Annotated in this window: 11 protein-coding genes and 2 pseudogenes; 4 read left to right on the top strand and 9 right to left on the bottom strand. The window is 70.6% G+C overall.

Annotated features, from left to right (window positions below; all coding sequences use genetic code 11):
• Positions 1-461: 461 nt before the first annotated feature.
• A complete protein-coding gene (locus tag Pen02_RS17860; protein ID WP_203867175.1) occupies positions 462-2,837 on the bottom strand; it encodes a DUF6351 family protein in 2,376 nt (791 codons plus the stop codon).
• Positions 2,838-3,279: 442 nt separating this feature from the next.
• Between Pen02_RS17860 and Pen02_RS17855 the strand changes: the two genes are divergently transcribed.
• A complete protein-coding gene (locus Pen02_RS17855) occupies positions 3,280-4,161 on the top strand; it encodes a helix-turn-helix domain-containing protein (protein WP_203867174.1) in 882 nt (293 codons plus the stop codon).
• A complete protein-coding gene (locus tag Pen02_RS17850; RefSeq protein ID WP_203867173.1) occupies positions 4,154-4,372 on the top strand; it encodes a DUF397 domain-containing protein in 219 nt (72 codons plus the stop codon). The genes Pen02_RS17855 and Pen02_RS17850 overlap by 8 nt, the downstream gene beginning before the upstream one ends.
• Positions 4,373-4,451: 79 nt before the next feature.
• Here the strand turns inward: Pen02_RS17850 and Pen02_RS17845 are convergent, their stop codons facing one another.
• Entirely contained in the window at positions 4,452-4,868 is a 417-nt protein-coding gene (locus Pen02_RS17845) for a MerR family transcriptional regulator (protein WP_203867172.1), read from the bottom strand.
• A 79-nt stretch (positions 4,869-4,947) separates the two neighbouring features.
• On the opposite strand from Pen02_RS17845, the gene Pen02_RS17840 reads away from it, so the two are divergent.
• Positions 4,948-5,709 carry a methyltransferase domain-containing protein gene (locus Pen02_RS17840; RefSeq protein WP_203867171.1) on the top strand — a complete coding sequence of 254 codons (762 nt, stop codon included), beginning with the start codon at positions 4,948-4,950 and terminating at the stop codon, positions 5,707-5,709.
• A 42-nt stretch (positions 5,710-5,751) separates the two neighbouring features.
• Here Pen02_RS17840 and Pen02_RS17835 read toward each other — a convergent pair whose 3' ends face one another.
• The gene (locus Pen02_RS17835) at positions 5,752-6,219 is read right to left on the bottom strand and encodes a heme-degrading domain-containing protein (protein WP_239140899.1); all 468 of its coding nucleotides are present in this window, start codon (positions 6,217-6,219) and stop codon (positions 5,752-5,754) included.
• A 227-nt stretch (positions 6,220-6,446) separates the two neighbouring features.
• On the opposite strand from Pen02_RS17835, the gene Pen02_RS17830 reads away from it, so the two are divergent.
• Positions 6,447-7,172: a DUF6928 family protein gene (locus tag Pen02_RS17830; protein WP_203867169.1), complete on the top strand. Its 726-nt coding sequence runs from the start codon at positions 6,447-6,449 to the stop codon at positions 7,170-7,172.
• 406 nt (positions 7,173-7,578) lie between these two features.
• Here Pen02_RS17830 and Pen02_RS17825 read toward each other — a convergent pair whose 3' ends face one another.
• From Pen02_RS17825 to Pen02_RS17805, 6 genes and pseudogenes are all read right to left on the bottom strand, one after another.
• Positions 7,579-10,467, bottom strand: a complete 2,889-nt coding sequence (locus Pen02_RS17825; protein WP_203867168.1) for a DUF5682 family protein — start codon at positions 10,465-10,467, stop codon at positions 7,579-7,581.
• Positions 10,464-11,576, bottom strand: a complete 1,113-nt coding sequence (locus Pen02_RS17820) for an ATP-binding protein (protein ID WP_203867167.1) — start codon at positions 11,574-11,576, stop codon at positions 10,464-10,466. Before Pen02_RS17820 ends, Pen02_RS17825 begins: the two co-directional genes overlap by 4 nt.
• A 12-nt stretch (positions 11,577-11,588) precedes the next feature.
• Positions 11,589-12,692 (bottom strand): annotated as a pseudogene (locus tag Pen02_RS17815) (VWA domain-containing protein); the annotation flags it as partial.
• Positions 12,693-12,934: 242 nt separating this feature from the next.
• Positions 12,935-13,175 (bottom strand): annotated as a pseudogene (locus Pen02_RS42825) (hypothetical protein); the annotation flags it as partial.
• The gene (locus Pen02_RS17810; protein WP_203867165.1) at positions 13,172-14,596 is read right to left on the bottom strand and encodes a hypothetical protein; all 1,425 of its coding nucleotides are present in this window, start codon (positions 14,594-14,596) and stop codon (positions 13,172-13,174) included. The gene Pen02_RS17810 and the pseudogene Pen02_RS42825, both read right to left, overlap by 4 nt.
• Positions 14,596-15,099 (bottom strand): hypothetical protein, encoded by a 504-nt coding sequence (locus Pen02_RS17805; protein ID WP_372445617.1) that lies wholly within the window; start codon positions 15,097-15,099, stop codon positions 14,596-14,598. Before Pen02_RS17805 ends, Pen02_RS17810 begins: the two co-directional genes overlap by 1 nt.
• Positions 15,100-15,301: the final 202 nt, after the last annotated feature.

The following is a 15,301-nucleotide window of genomic DNA, read 5'->3' as shown; positions in this document are numbered from 1 at the left end:
TCCAACCGGAAGACGGCGCTCGGGACACGGCGAAATTGGCCGGCAATGTCAATTGGTTGGATTGCCGACTCAACGCTTGCATTGCCGACGACTCGGCATCCAGATATGTGACTGCTCTTCGAGGGCCGACTGCGTTATCGATGACTGGTCAACCGATAGCCGCACCAACCTGGCCACTCGGCCAGAACGCTTTCCACCGTATAGCCCATACCGCGTGCGGAGCGCCCGATCCAGCGGAATCCACCGATTTCGGTACGGACGGCGCGACGCGCGGCGGCGTGGCCCCGGTCAAACCACCGGTCGAGGCCGGTCAATGTGATCGTGCCGCCGGGGTGCGCCGGCCCGGCCACACCGCCCGGCCGAGCCGGTGCACCCGGTGCCCGGCCGTCCGGGAGTTCGGACGGCCGGGCGCCGGTCGGGGTCGGCGTCGGGGTCGGGGTCGAGGTCGGGGGCGGGGTCGGTCAGCGGTAGTCGCAGACTCCGGTCGGGAAAACTTTTTCGAGGCGCCGCCGCTCGGCGTCGGTCGGTCGCCACTCGCCGTAGAGGCCCCGGGCGATCGCCGATCGGACCGGCTGCCGGTCGCAGGCGTAGACGCCGCCCTCGATCGGACCCCCGGCGACCGTGCGCGACGTGCCGTAGAGCGGGAACTCCCGGGTGCAGGCGCCGTCGGGACGGCTGTCGAGGATGCCGTCCCAGACGTGCTCGCCCCGGGCAATCTCCGTACCGTCGGTCCGGAAACAGCGGTCCACGGCGAGTGCCGGCTTGTTGCCCTGCACACCCCGCCACGGCCGGGTACGCAGATTCGCCATCCAGTCGTCGATCACCGCCAGCGCCTCCGGGGTCTGGTCGAACGCCTCGGCCGGGCGGGCGTCGGTGAACCAGATGACCTGGTTGCCGGCATTCCGGTCGTGGTCGCGCATCCGCTGCCGAGACGCGAACGACTGGTGCGAGTTGTGCATGTCGAGCTGCTCTTCGAGGTAGTGCCGCCAGTCGACGATGGGGATGTCGATGTCCCCGGTGAAGACGATCCCCGACTCGTACGCGGCCCGGATCGCCTGCCGGTCACCGGTGGTACGCGGTGCCGGCGTCACGCCGCCGTCCGGGGAGAGTCGCATGTTCCGGGCGGACCAGGGGTCGAACTGGGCCGGGTCGGCACACGCCGTCGGAGTGAACGGGCAGCCCTCCTGCACCATCTCCGGCTGTGGCTTCCAGGAGCCGACCCGGGCGTTCAGGTCCAGGAACTCGGCCGGGGTGATCCGGCCCGAGGTGAGCGCCGAGAGGCCGTACTGGACGCCGACGTTGTCCCAGGTGGACCGGGCGTAGCCGTCCGAGCCGGTGCCGTAGATGTTGACCAGGTCGCCCCAGTGCGACCACTGCACCGTCCGCTCCACGCCGGGCGGGTCCATCTGGGCCCAGAGCGGGTCACCGGGGAACCAGCGCGGGTTCAACGCCAGCGGGGTCAGCCCGCGCCAGCCCTCGATGCACTCGGTGGAACCGGGCGCGCCGCCGAGGTACGGGTTCGGCACCGTCGCGCTGGCGTTCATCCCGATCAGCCAGGTCCGGTTCTCCCAGTTCCGCCACTTCGGGTTCGCCCGGTCGGTGACGTCCATGTAGTGCTCCAGCAACTCGCAGTCGCCCACGTGGATCGTCTGGGTCGCCATGTCCGGGTAGGAGTACTGCGGGATCGCCGCGTCGATCACCCGGTTGCCGTAGTTCTGGCCGTAGACGTACTGCTGGAGGCCGCCGCCGGAGCCGCCGACCCCGACCGTGTAGAGCGGGACGCCGTACTCCTCGACGAAGTGCTCCTTGAGCATCAGCGCGGTCTCGCCGCCGAGTACCAGGTTGTAGTGGGTGGCGGTGCGGGTGCCGGTGGAGAAGAGCACGGCGTAGCCGAGCGAGAGTCCCTCGTGGTAGAGATGGGCGCCGGGCAGTCGGCCCTGGTCGTGCCCGATCGCCACGCCGCCGTCGAAGCGGTAGATGACCCGCCGGTTCCAGTTCGCCTCCAGCACGGCGATCGAGTAGACGAAGCGGTTGATGGTGCCGCGCTCGCGGCGTACGACGTAGTCGACGGTCCGGCCGTCGAGGGTGCGGGTGGTGGTCAGGTCGGCCGGCCGGGTGCCGTCGGACGGCATCGGCTTGTAGGTGCCGTCGGCGGCCCGGTAGAGCCGGTCGACGACGGTCGGGGCGGCACAGTCCCGGCTCCAGCCGACGACCGTGCCGTCCGGGCCGCGTACCCGCATGCCCTGCCCGTCCTGGTTGTCGACGGTCGGGGCGCCGAGCCCGTTCTGTTCGGTGCGGCAGAGGAACGGGTACTGCCGCGGCCCGGAGAAGACCGGCCCCGAGCCGGGATGGTTGCGCACCGCGAGGGTCGCGGTACGGGCCTGCCGGGCGCTCGCCCGGAGCTGGTTGGCGCCGTCGCGCAGCCCGTCGACCACGCCTCGGAGAGCGCGGCCGTCGACCTGGAACGCCCGGGTGACGTCGGTGCCGTTGCGGGTGACCCGGACCGAACGCGGGTCGATCCGACCGGTGAGCGTCACCTGGACCAGCGCGTCGCCGCCGCTGACCTGGTCGGGGCGGCTGGAGAGGATCTCGATGTCGAGCCGTTGCCCGGCTGCGGTGCCGGTCCAGGCGGCGGCCGGCGTCGCCGCACCGACGGTGAGTGCGACGGTCAGGACGATCCCGAGTCCGCCGGTGAGCGCCGGCCGGAGGCGGGGTGCGAGCGGCACGCTGTCGGCTGCGCCGCGCGCCGCCGGGCGGGTCCGTCGGTCGCGCTGGCCGACATGATCGCTGCGGTCAGCGGTACGCCGACGGCGGGCGAGGAAACTGAGCACGGACATCGGTCTCTCCGTCTCTTCGGGAGCCCCGGATGGTGGCGATCACCGACGATGTCATGAGGATCGTTCACTTGTCGAGATCGGAGCGACGGCATCGCGGCAACCCCTCGAACTTGCCCGGGTTTGTGCCGCCCCGTCCACCGGATGCCCAACCCCGGCCCCGCCCCCGGACAGCGCCCACAATATGGAACAGTCCTCATGATTCTTGGCGACTTGTGGCTCGCCACGAACCATAAGTCTCCATGAATCTTGATACCTCGACTGACGACGCGATCCAGATTGGACAGACAATCTTCGCGGATCATCTTGTAGCCTGTGCCGGGTCGCTGCCGATCAATAGGCGCGAGAAATATGGTCGTCAGTCACCAATTCATTCATACGGAACGGATTGATGTTTCAGCGGAGGCGGCAGCATGTTGCAGAATCGACCGTGGGGAGTGATCACATGACCGAGGACATGGGTTCGACAGTGCCCCGCCGCCAGCTCGGCCGAACCCTCAAGCAGCTCCGTACCGAGGCCGGGGTGACCCTGGACGCGGCGGCCGTCGCCCTGGAGTGCAGCCGGCAGAAGGTCTGGCGGATCGAAAGTGGACTCGGTGTCGTCCGCTCGCTCGACGTCAAGGCGATGTGTGGGCTCTACGACGTCCGGCCGGACCTGGTCGGCGCGCTGGTCGGGCTGGCCAGCCAGACGAAGGCCAAGGGCTGGTGGCACGCGTACGGCGACGCCATCCCCGAGTGGTTCGAGCTGTACGTCGGCCTGGAGTCCGGCGCCTCCCGACTGCGTTTCTACTACGAGGCGATGGTGCCGGGTCTGCTGCAAACCAGAGACTACGCACGAGCTGTCTATGATCACCGGTCCGAGGTGACCTACGAGGAACGCGAACGCCTGGTCGAACTCCGGCTGCAACGGCAAGCCCTGCTGACTCGGCGACTGCCACCGGCGCCCAGGCTTGAGGTAATCGTCCACGAGGCAGCCCTGCTACGCACGGTAGGAAGCCGGGCCGCTATGGCCGAGCAACTAAGCCACCTGATCGAGGTGAACGACCTGCCCTCCACCTCGATCCGGGTGCTACCGCTGTCTGCGGGGCTGCATCGCGGAGTGGAGGCAGGAACCTTCGTCATGCTTGACTTCCCGACCGGCAACCGGAACACCCCAGAGCCGCCCGTCATCTACAGCGAGTCCTGGACCGGCGCCCTCTATCTTGACCGACCCGACGAGGTAGCCGCCTACGAGACGATCTGGGACAGCCTGACTGTCCTGGCACTTGATGAGGGACAATCGAAGCGCATGATCAACAAGATCATCGGGGAGGTTCACCATGGTTGACCTGACGGGCGCCCGGTGGCGGAAGAGCACTCGCAGCGGAAGCAACGGTGGCGAGTGCATCGAGGTCGCCGACAACCTGACCGGCATCGTCGCCGTACGCGACAGTAAAGAGCCGGCGGGACCGGTCCTGACCTTTACTCCGTACGCCTGGTCCGCCTTTGTTTCGGAAGTCACGACCGCTGGTCAGCGCCTCGCCGCGTTCGCGGGTTGAGGCCGAGCACCACGACCCGTCGCCGCGTTCGGCCCGGCCGAGGGCGAACTCGCGCAGCGTCACGTTGGCGCCGCCGGAGTCAGGGGTGGTCGAGGGCGTCGGCCAATTCCACCCCGTCCAGCCGGGCCAGCACCATTTCCTGGAAACGCGGGCACGACTGGTAGTCCTCGTGCCGGCAGCGCAACCCGTGTTCCAGCAACGTCTGCGACAGTGTCAGCCGGGCCAACCGCTCCCGTACCTGGGCCAGTTGGCCGCGTAGCACCTCACGTCGGCGGTCGCGGTCCGGCGCGGTGAACAGTTCACGCAACTGCTCCAGGCTGAAACCGGCATCCTTGCCCAGCAGGATCTCGGCCACCCGGGTCAGGTGCGCCGGACCGTAGACCCGCCGGCCGGCGACGCGTCGGGCCGGGGAGAGCAGGCCCATGTCCTCCCAGGGCCGCAGCACGTGCGTGGCCAGCCCGAACCGGGCCGCCAGCTCGCCGATCGTGTACTCCACCGACCACCATCCCAGTTCAGGTTGACCTTAACAGCAGTCGGGTTGACTTCAGGTCAACCTGAAGTCGCAGACTCGGGCCATGACCGAGACGCACACCGCCTACACCGACACCGACACGCTGATCCGGCTGCTCGACGCCGCCGACGCCCTGGCCGGTGCGGCCCAGCTCCGCGCCCGTAGCTACGAGTTGCTGCGGCTGGCGCCGGGCGCGACCGTGGTCGACGTCGGCTGCGGCGCCGGACGGGCGGTCGCCGAACTGACCGGACAGGGCGCCAGCGCCGTCGGCGTGGACCTCGATCCGGCGATGCTGGCCGCCGCGCAGGCCCGGTTCCCCGACATCGACGTACGCGAGGCGGACGCCGCCGACCTGCCGCTGCCGGACGGGCAGACACACGGGTACCGGGCGGACAAGGTCTACCACGTGCTGCCCGACCCGCACGCCGCACTGGCCGAGGCCCGCCGGGTCCTCGCCCCCGGTGGCCGGATCGTGCTGCTCGGCCAGGACTGGGACATCGTGGTGATCGACTCCGACCTGCCCGAACTGACCCGCCGCATCGTGCACGCCCGTGCCGACACCGTGCCGCACCCGCGCATCGCCCGCGCCTGTCGCGCCCTGCTCCTCGACACGGGATTCCAGGAGGTCGAGGTCGAGGTGCACACCGCAGTGTTCACCGACGCCACGATGCTGTCGCTGCTGACCGGGCACGTCACCGCCGCCCGCGAGGCGGGAGCCGTCAGTGACGCGCAGGCCGAGCAGTGGCTCGCCGAGCAGGGCCGCCGCGCCCGGGACGGCCGGCTGCTGGTCGCCGTCCCGATGTTCCTGGCCTCCGCCACCCGCTGAGCGTGACCGCGACCACCGTTGCCACACGGTCGGATCGCGTCACTACCCGGTGCGCTTGGACTCCAGGAGAAGTCCGAGGGCCTCGACGACGAGGCGGTGGTCTTCGAGTTGTGGCAGGCCGGAGACGGTGACGGTACCTACCGGGCCGGTGCCCCGCAGGATGATCGGGAAGCAGCCGCCGTGCGCCGCGTACAGCGCCGGATCGAGGTGCGGTTGCCGTTCCTCGAAGGTGGTGCCGGCGTCCCGGTACCCCTGACCGACGAGGTAGGAGCTGTGCCCGAACCGACGGACCACCCGGATCTTGCGTTCGATCCAGTCGTCGTTGTCGGCGGAGGTACCGGGCAGCGCGTAGTGGAAGACCTGCTGGTCACCGAGGCGGATGTCGACGGTGACGGCGTAGCCGCGCTCTCTGGCCAGCCCGACCAGGCGACTGCCCAGCCCCCAGGCGTCGTCATGGTCGAATCGGTCGAACTGGAGACGTTCTTCCTGCTCCTGAAGCTCTGGCGTCACGGCGTACCGTTCCCTTCCTCGATCGTCGCAACGATCTAAGCAGAGGCGGGAGGGGCGAGCGGTCGTACGGTGCCGGTGGCCACCGACCGTTTCGCCAGGCATCGATCTTGACAGCGTCGAGGTCGCCGGGGTCGAGGCGCGGGCATCCTGACCTGCTGCCTGGTGTCCGACCGCCGTTGTAGGGTGCCGTGGACCTGGCCGGTGACGGGTCTCGACCTGGAGGTGTCATGGGGGCGAAGACAGCGATCCTCGCGTACATCGACGGGAACGCGGGCCAGCAGCTCGGCCGCTCCGAGCGGTTGACAGTCGAGGTCGCCCGGCAGTTGGTCAACCGGATTCATCCGGACCGCCCCGCCGAGCAGCTTCCGGACGCGACCCTTGCCGACGAGGTCTGGCCGTCGGACGACCACACCTACGTCGCCGCGTTCGCCGGGGTGTACCTGGTCTGCGACCAGCGGTTCGCCGTCGAACGTCCGTCGCAGCTCGCCCCGCACCTGTTCGATCTGGCGGCCGGCCGACGGGTGCTGCTGCACACGATGCACTCCGGCAGCGACGCCCTCGCCATCGGCGTGTGGGAGGCCGGTCAGCTCCGACGTGCACTCGGCGTGCGGTCGGGAACGGTTGTCGAGAACGTCGGCCCGCTGCTGCCGTTCGAGGCACCGTACTGGCGACACCACGACGCGGACGGCGAGACCACGTCGGTGCCGATCCGACCACTCGACCTCGGCGAGGCCGCGCTACGCGCCTGGTTCGGGTTCGCGCTGGAGGGCGAGATCAGCCGCAACCAGATCGACCCGGACGACATCCCGGTGTACGGCTTCCGCACCGCCGACCCGACCGGCGCGGAACAGGCCACCCGGCAGGCTCTGCTCGAACAGTTCCGCCGTACCCACACTCTGCGCCGCTACAGCATGGGACCGGACGGCACCCTCGTCGAGATCATCGACGCCTGAGCCGGTTCCATCCTGCGCTGCCGCCACGGACACGTCGATGCCCGAACCGGTCCACCACGACCGGTGTCGTTCCGGAACCGTCCGGATGACGCCGGCCGCGACCGCTCGACAACCGATCCGTCACATGCACGCATCGTGGTCGACCGCCGGTCCACCACAGACAGGCATCGTGGTCGAACGTGGATCCACCACGCACCGGCACTGTGGTCGAACATGGTTCCACCACGCACCGGCATCGTGGTCGACCGCCGGCCCGCCACGCACAGGCGTCATGGCCGAACGTGGAACCACCGGACGCAGGCGAGGCGGTCGAACCGTCCGCCCCGGCCTGGCGGCGAACGGGCGTCACGATTCGGCTGGCCCCGGCGTCGGCCGTCGCGGACCAGGGACGCCGGGGCCAGCCGGTTCAACGGGCGCCGGCCGCCCCGGCGAGCAGGTCGGCGACGGCGGAGGCGGTCGTCGGTTGGGCGGTGAGCAGCAACGCCGCCTCGCTCGCCCGCGACTCGTCGGCAGGCGGTTCATCCGGCCGCCAGCCGGCGTCGCAGCCGAGCAGTTCCGCCACGGCGTCGCAGGCGCCCGGATGGGCGCGCAGCAATCCGACCACCGGCCCGGTCGACGCGGCAGCCACCCCGTCGCCCGATACCGCCGCGACGGGCGCGGGCGCGTCGGCCGACCACGGCGGTACCCAGGCGTCGAGCGCGGCGAGACCGGCCGGGAAGGTCCGGCCCGCCTCCCTGACCAGCAGCGGAACGAGATCCGGCGCCCCTTCCCGCAGTGTCGTGATCAGCTTGGGCAGCCAGGGCAGCAGTACCGGATCCGGCAGCCGGGCGAACGCCTCCGAGATCACCTCCACGACGAACGGGGCCAGCGACGGCACCGCCTCCAGCGCCTGGACGAAGCCGCTCAGATAGTGCGGGAACGCCGGGACCACGAGCGGATTCGTCAACAGCTCCGCACACCGGGTCCGAAGCTGTGCCAGCGGAAGCAGCCCCAGGTGCGACTGGGCGGCCCAGAGCAGTGCCACCTTCGCCGGAGCCTCCGGATGCGACTGCCGTACCGCCAACTCCAGTTGGGCACGGTCGCAGCCGAGGGACAACGCGAGGCTCTCCATGGAGAAGAGGAAGCCGAGCATCGCGGCGACCTGGCGTACGCCGGTCTCCTCCTCCACGAACGCCGTCGGCAGCAGGGTGCAGTAGTGGGCGTACCCGGTGGTCACGAACGCCTCGCACCAGGCCGGCAACTCCGGTTCGGTGTTGCGGTAGTGGGCCAGCAACCGGCGGATCCGGCGCAGCACCTCGGGTGCGTCGTCCACGGTGCGCTCGGCGGCGAGCAGCTCGACCGCCCGCGTACCGAGTTCGTCGACGAACCGCCGGCTGGGCAGGAACAGGATCGCGTCCTCCACCGCCGCCAACGCGATCGCGGCGGTCGCGTCCGGTGCCCAGACCGAGCGACGGAGCCGCTTCTCCAAAACCTGCTCGACGGTGATGCCCTCGTACCCCAGCTCGATCACCGCGCGTTGGTGCCGGCCGAGGCCGAGGTCCCAGCTCTCCTGGATGGACCGCTCGCCGAGCCGCCGCTCCCCCATGATCGGCCGTACGATTCCGTCCGGCAGCAGCCGGTGCAGCACCCAGAGCAGGTCCGAGCAGGGTACCAGCTCCGGGCGGGCGGTCAGGTCCAGCAGGGCCCGCTGGATGGTGCGGGTCTCCAGGGCGAGCCCGAGCGGCGCGAGCCGGTCGAAGACGTCCCGGGCCAGCGGCGGCAGCGCGTCGTAGCCCACCTGGCCGATCCGGTCACCGCCGAGCAGGATCTCGCAGAGCCGACGTACGTCCCGGCGGCCGGGCACCACGTCCTTCTCGATGCAGGTGACCGCCGCGTCGGCGAAGTCGTACGGCGTCGGTCGGGCCCGGTTGCGGATGCCGGCCAGCAGGATCGACGTCTCGAAGACCGCGATCGCGTCGGCGGTGCTGGCCAGGTAGCCGTTGCGCCGGGCCAGCCGCACGATGTCGACGCACCAGCCGAGCAGTTCCGCCTCGTCGACCTCGTCCAGCACCGGCGGCCGGGACAGGAACCCGGAGAGCCGGTCGGTGACCGGCGCCGGTGCGGCCGGCACCGGTGCCTGCTTCTTCGACCTGCCCCGCTTACGGCCCTCCTGCTGCCCGGACAACCGGTACGGCGTGACGCCACCCCGGCCGACCGCCTTGGCCCAGCCCGCCTGGGCGATCGACACCGAACCGGGCGCGAGGCCGAACTGGCGCTCGATCGCCGACTGGCTGGACGGGATGAGCCCGTAGAGCCAGCGGGTGCCGGTGGGCGGGCTGATCTCCCAGTCGGGTGTGCCGGGTGCGGTGCCGAACTCCGCCACCGGGCTGGCCGCGTGGAAGGCACCGCAGACGTACAGACAGCGGGAACGGTCGACGCCGGAGGTGGCCATGTGCTGCCGCATCCGGGTCCACATGTAGCGCTCGCGGTCGGCGTCCCGGTCGTCGTCGTGCGCGTCGGCGGGCGGGCGCAGGCGCCGGAACAGGCTGCCGATCAACACCATGACCTGCCGGTACGTGTCGTAGTCGGCGTCGGCGAGCGGCTGTTCGACGTACTGGTCCCACCACTCCGACCAGTGCCGCACCTTGCCGTGGTGCAGCAGGTGGGAGCGGAGTTCGGCGAACCGTGGTCGCAGGTCGCCGATGCCGATCCCGACCGCCTCGCCGTGCAGCGCCGACTCCTCCGGCGGCTGCCCACCGGTGTCGTCGGGTACGGCGTCGTCGTCCTCGGTGTCGCTCGACTCCGGCCCGGCATCGGCGGCCGGATCGGACGACTCGGCCGGTAGCCACTGGAAGACGTGGTCCGCCGAGCGGTCCACCAGGACCAACTCGACGCCCGGGGTCTCCAGCGCGTACGCGATGGCCTGGTATTCGGCCGACGCCTCGCTGATCGGTGCGACGATGTTCAGCGGTGCCCAGGCCGGCGGGAAGCCGTCGAGGTCGGAGGCGAACGCCTGGAGGGCGACCGGCAGCCGGCAGTTGCGCAGTTCCTCCAGCAGCGGCCGGAGGTCCTCGCAGAGTTCCAGGTAGATGACGGTTGGCTGCTTCTCGCGCAACCGGCGGGCCATCGCCAGCGCGGAGGCGGGCGAGTGATGGCAGACCGGGAAGATCTCCAGCTCCTCCCCCAGCGCCCGGTCGACGTCGTCGACGATGCCGGTGAGGATGTCGGCCAGCGCGTCCGGACCACCGGCGAACGCCGTCGCCGCCGCCTCCAGTTGCGCCCGCAGCGGGGCGAACGTGCCTGCCGAGCCACTCATGAGAGCGTGGCGATCGCCTCACGACCGCCTTCGAGGAACTCCGGCCACGATCCGCCGTCGGACTTGCTGCGCGGCTCGACCACGCCGTGCCAGTACTTGTTGAGGATCGCCAGGTCCTCCGGCGCACGCCGGGCCAGCGAGCCGACCAGCGACCCGGCCAGCGTTCCGGCCCGCAGCGTACGGTCGCCGAAGAAGTGGCTGTGCAGGATCGCGTCCTCCAGTACACCGATCTGTTCGGCGGTGGAGAGCGCCGACTCCAGCTTCTCGTCGTCGCTGCCGGCCGCGGCAGCCGCCGCCCGCAGGTCCGCGAAGCTCTGCAACAGGATGTCCAGCAGCGTCGGCGGTACGTCCAGCTCGATCCGGTGCCGGCGCAGCAGTTCGCTGGTGCGGAACCGGACGATCTCCGCCTCGCTGCGCTTGTTGGTCACCACCGGGATGCGGACGAAGTTGAACCGGCGCTTGAGCGCCGAGGAGAGGTCGTTCACGCCCCGGTCCCGACTGTTGGCGGTGGCGATGATCGAGAATCCGGGTTGGGCGAAGACGATGTTGTCGTCGTCGAGTTCGGGGATGGAGACGTACTTCTCGGAGAGGATGGAGATCAACGCGTCCTGCACGTCGCTGGTCGACCGGGTCAGCTCCTCGAACCGCCCGACCACGCCCTGCTCCATCGCCGTCATGATCGGCGAGGGGATCATCGACTCCCGGGACTGGCCCCGGGCGATCACCATCGAGACGTTCCACGAGTACTTAATGTGGTCCTCGGTGGTGCCGGCGGTGCCCTGCACCACGAGCGTCGAGTTACGGCAGATCGCGGCGGCGAGCAGCTCGGCGAGCCAGCTCTTGCCGGTGCCGGGGTCACCGATCAGCAGCAGGCCCCGGTCCGACGCCAGGGTCACGATGCTGCGCTCGACGAAACTCCGGTCGCCGAACCACTTCTGCGAGATCTCCCGGTCCAACCCGTCGGCCCGCTCGGAGCCGAGCACGAACAGCCGGACCATCCGGGGGCTGAGCCGCCAGGAGAACGGCTTCGGGCCGTCGTCGACCGACTCCAGCCAGTCGAGTTCCTCGGCGTACTTCACCTCGGCGGGGGCACGCAACATGTCGGTCATTCGGTGGGTCTCCTAGCTGAGGAAGTTCTTGAGTTCGAAGACGAGCTTGCGGATGTGGCCGGAGAGGACCGGCGTACCGAGATCCTTGAAACGCTGCCGGAACCACGGGTTGACGCTCTGCTGGCCGCCGCTGTTGACGGAGCCGACCGGGATCACCCGGGCGCCGCTGCGGTGCATCGCCGCCAGCCCGTCGAAGACGCCCTGCGGATCCGACTCGTAGTAGTCGGAAATCCAGACGACCACGGTGTTGCGCGGCTCGGCGATCTTCGGGCGGACCAGGGTGAGCGCGGCCGTGCCGTCCGTACCGCCACCCAACTTCGTCCGCAGCAGCACCTCGAACGGGTCGTGCACCCACGGCGTCAGGTCCAGCGCCCTGGTGTCGTACGCCACCAGGTGCACGTCGACCTTCGGCAGCCCGGCGAAGATCGAGGCCAGGATGGTGCAGTTCACCATCGCGTCGACCATCGACCCGGACTGGTCGACCACCACCACCAACCGGGCCGGGGTGGTACGCCGGGCGGTCTGCCGGTAGTAGAGCCGGTCGACGTAGAGCCGCTGGTCCTCCGGGCTCCAGTTGGTCAGGTTCTTCCAGATGGTCCGTTCCAGGTCGAGGTTGCGGAACACCCGCTTCGGCGGCACCGACCGGTCGATGGTGCCCACACTGGCCTTCTCCACCTGGGTACGCAGCACCTCGGCGACCTCGTCGACGAACCGCCGGATCAGCGCCTTGGCGTTGGCCAGTGCCACGCCCGACAGGTTGTGCTTGTCCCGCAACAGTTGTTCGATGAGCGACATGCTCGGGGTCAACTTGCTGGCCAGGGCGTTGTTGCCGAGCACCTCGCGCAGTTGCATCCGACGCACCAGGTCGCCCTCGATCCCGGCGAGTACGCCGGCCAGCTCACCGTTGCCGGGCTGGTTGCCCACACCGGACCCGCCGCCGGCACCGGGCCGGCCGCTGCGCAGTTGTCCGGGCGCCAGTCCGAGCCCCTGCTCGAACCAGCCGGCATCGGACTGCCATCGGGCCAACTGCGTGGCGGTGACGTTGCCGGAGCCGGTCGCGAAGATGTTGAGCAGCAGTTTCGACACCAGAGCGGCCCGGCGCACCTCGGCGGTGCCGACCCGCTCGTCCAGCTCGGCGTCGGCCGAACCGGCGTCACCGTCACCATCGCCGTCACCGCCACCGCCACCGCCACCGCCACCGCCACCGCCACCGCCACCGTCGACAGCATCAGGGGCATCGACGGAACCAGTACCGGTGTCGACGTTGACGTCGACGGTGTCGGCATCGCCGGTCTCGGCGTCGATGGCGTCGATCGTGTCGGCGTCGTCGGTGTCGGTGTCGGCGGCTGGCGGTGCCATCAGGTTCCGCAGATCGGCGGCCAGCTCCGGGAAGCGCTGCACGATGGTGTCCACCGAGACCGTCGGGTCCAGCAGCGCCGCCGGCAGGCCGAGGTCGTCGACGATCGCCACGCTGGCCGACTCCAGCGCCGGCTGCTCGTCCGCGTCGAACAGCCGCGCCAGCAGCCGCCAGTAGAGCACCTGCCTCCGGTTCTCCGGGGCGCGTACGGTGCCGTCGGACTGTCCACTTCGCTCGTTCATCGGCGCAGCAACCGTCCCGCCCGCTCGCGGAGTACGGCCACCGCGTCGCCGGCCTTCGCCTCGGCCTTGACCACCTTGGGGTCGGTGGGACCGAGTGCCCAGTCTCCGGTGTGCGCCTCCGCCGTCGCACGTTTCACCGTGTACTGCACGGCGAGCGGTTGCAGCCGCCAGCGACCGGCGTCCCAGCGGAGCAGGCCCAGGCACGCCGACGAGCGGGCCACCGACTCCGGGGTCAGCGGCGCGCAGGTCGGCAGCCGGGACACGTCGACCGGAAGGGAGTTTCCGCCGAGTTCCAGGGTGATCCCGCCACTGTCGTCGACGGTGGTCGAATAGTCCTCCAACAGGACCGGCTCGGCGAGGCGTACCGGATGGCGGTCCAGCGGCGGCACCGCCGGAGCGACCGCCTCGGGCAGCCGGAGCCGGGCGGTCGCGAAGGGGTCGGCCGGCGCGTCCGGCCGGGCCTGGTCGTCGCGCCACAGCAGGTCGCCGCTTGGCAGCAGCGGCAGGTCGGTGATCTCGACGGCGTGCCGTTTGGCAAGCGCGCCGAGCAGCACCGGATGGTCGGCGAGCAGGCGCCAGACCGCCGGGCCGGTGATGGTCTCCACCTTGGCGGCGGAGACGCTGGTCCGGACCAGTCGGGGTGCGGCGTCACCGGCCGGTTCGAGCACGGCGTGCACCTGTATCTGGATCGCGGTGCCGTGCTCGTGCACGTCGGCGCCGAGTGGCAGCAGCCGCCCGGAGACCGCGGTGGCGGTGGCGGTGGCGACCGGCCAGCCGCCGGGCTGGGCCAGCAGCAGTGCGCGCGACCACAGGTCGGCCCACCGCCGGGTCGGCAGCCGGTCCATCGTCGCCACCGGGCAGCAGGCGCGCAGCTCGGCGGCCAGCCCGTCGAGCAGCACCGCCAGCCGGCGCGACGACGGTGCCGCCAGCACCGCGTCGAGGGTCTGCGCCGAGGCGGCGACCAGGTCGTGGTCGACGCCACGCCAGCCGGCGATGGCCAGCTCACGCAGCCAGGACCGGCATCCGGCGAGGACGTTGTCCGGCGGCGTTGCCGGGTCGGCCGGCCCGGCCACCGCCCAACTCGCCCGCGACCGGCCGAGCACGCCGTCGAGCCGGGCCAGCAGTGCGTCGTGTACGGCACCGAGCAGCGCCGCCCGCCCGCCGGCCAGCGCCGTCAGGTGCTCGTCGGCGAGCGACCCCGCGACGATCTTCTCCACACCCTCCCGCACCCGCTCACCGAGCGGGGTCACCGCGACGGCTCCGGCCAGCGCGGCCAGTGCCGCCCGGGGTTGCTCGCCCAGTCGGGCGAAGCCGTGGGTGAAAGCGTCGTCGAAGCCGCCGACCAGGTCGAGCGCCTCCTCGATGCCGGGATCGACGGCGGGGTCCGGAGCCGTCAGGCCGGCCAGTTGGGTAGCGAGCATCAGTCGACCGCCCCCGTCGCCGGAAACCAGTGCAGTTCGGGCAGCGGCTCGGTGCTGCCCGGCACCTCGAGGTACGCCAGGTGCCGCAGGAAGCGGCTGAAGACCACCGCTGCCGGCGTCGGTTCGTGACTGCCGTTCAGCCGGACCAGTAGGTCGGAGCCGGACGACGCCCCGTCGGACACGTCGATTCGCAGATAGCGGGCGACCCGCTCGACGCCGTACTGCAAGATGGCCTCGTCCACCAGGGCGTGCAGGTGTTTGCAGGGGGCGCCACGCAGGCCGCCGCAGGGGCGGTTGTTGTTGGTGCTGCAGTTGAAGGCGTGGCTGCCGGCGACGACCGACGAGACGTAGACCCGCTCGATGTCCGACCCGCTCGACACGACGCCCTGCAACCGCCCGTCGGCAAGCTCGACGAAGGGTACCTTCGCCAGCTTGCGGGGCTGCACCGCCGGCAGCACCCGGGCGGCGCTACGCCGCTCCCAACCGACCTCGATCGTTCCCACGACCCCCGCCCTTCTCGTTCGATGCCCCGAGAAGATAGACGGGCGCGGCGACATTTTCCCGCGCGGCTGGTCAGGGTCGTGGGAGACGGCTCGTCGTCCCGATTTCCGCCCGTGCCGACCCGCGCGACCGTCCGGTGTGCGGGCGGACCCACGCCGGACCGGAGGCCACGGGTGGATCCACGGCGGACCGGCGGCCACCGGG

Source organism: Plantactinospora endophytica, assembly GCF_016862915.1.
GTDB classification, from domain to species: Bacteria; Actinomycetota; Actinomycetes; order Mycobacteriales; family Micromonosporaceae; genus Plantactinospora; species Plantactinospora endophytica.
The sequence above is the reverse complement of the archived record's forward strand: the minus strand, read 5'-3'. Positions and strand labels throughout refer to the sequence as shown.

Bases quoted from the DNA above. Each gene is read 5' to 3' on its own strand.
- Pen02_RS17860 (WP_203867175.1), bottom strand. From the start codon at position 2,837: ATGTCCGTGCTCAGTTTCCTCGCCCGCCGTCGGCGTACCGCTGACCGC.
- Pen02_RS17840 (WP_203867171.1), top strand. From the start codon at position 4,948: ATGACCGAGACGCACACCGCCTACACCGACACCGACACGCTGATCCGG.
- Pen02_RS17855 (WP_203867174.1), top strand. From the start codon at position 3,280: ATGACCGAGGACATGGGTTCGACAGTGCCCCGCCGCCAGCTCGGCCGA.
- Pen02_RS17810 (WP_203867165.1), bottom strand. From the start codon at position 14,596: ATGCTCGCTACCCAACTGGCCGGCCTGACGGCTCCGGACCCCGCCGTC.
- Pen02_RS17820 (WP_203867167.1), bottom strand. From the start codon at position 11,576: ATGACCGACATGTTGCGTGCCCCCGCCGAGGTGAAGTACGCCGAGGAA.
- Pen02_RS17825 (WP_203867168.1), bottom strand. From the start codon at position 10,467: ATGAGTGGCTCGGCAGGCACGTTCGCCCCGCTGCGGGCGCAACTGGAG.
- Pen02_RS17850 (WP_203867173.1), top strand. From the start codon at position 4,154: ATGGTTGACCTGACGGGCGCCCGGTGGCGGAAGAGCACTCGCAGCGGA.
- Pen02_RS17830 (WP_203867169.1), top strand. From the start codon at position 6,447: ATGGGGGCGAAGACAGCGATCCTCGCGTACATCGACGGGAACGCGGGC.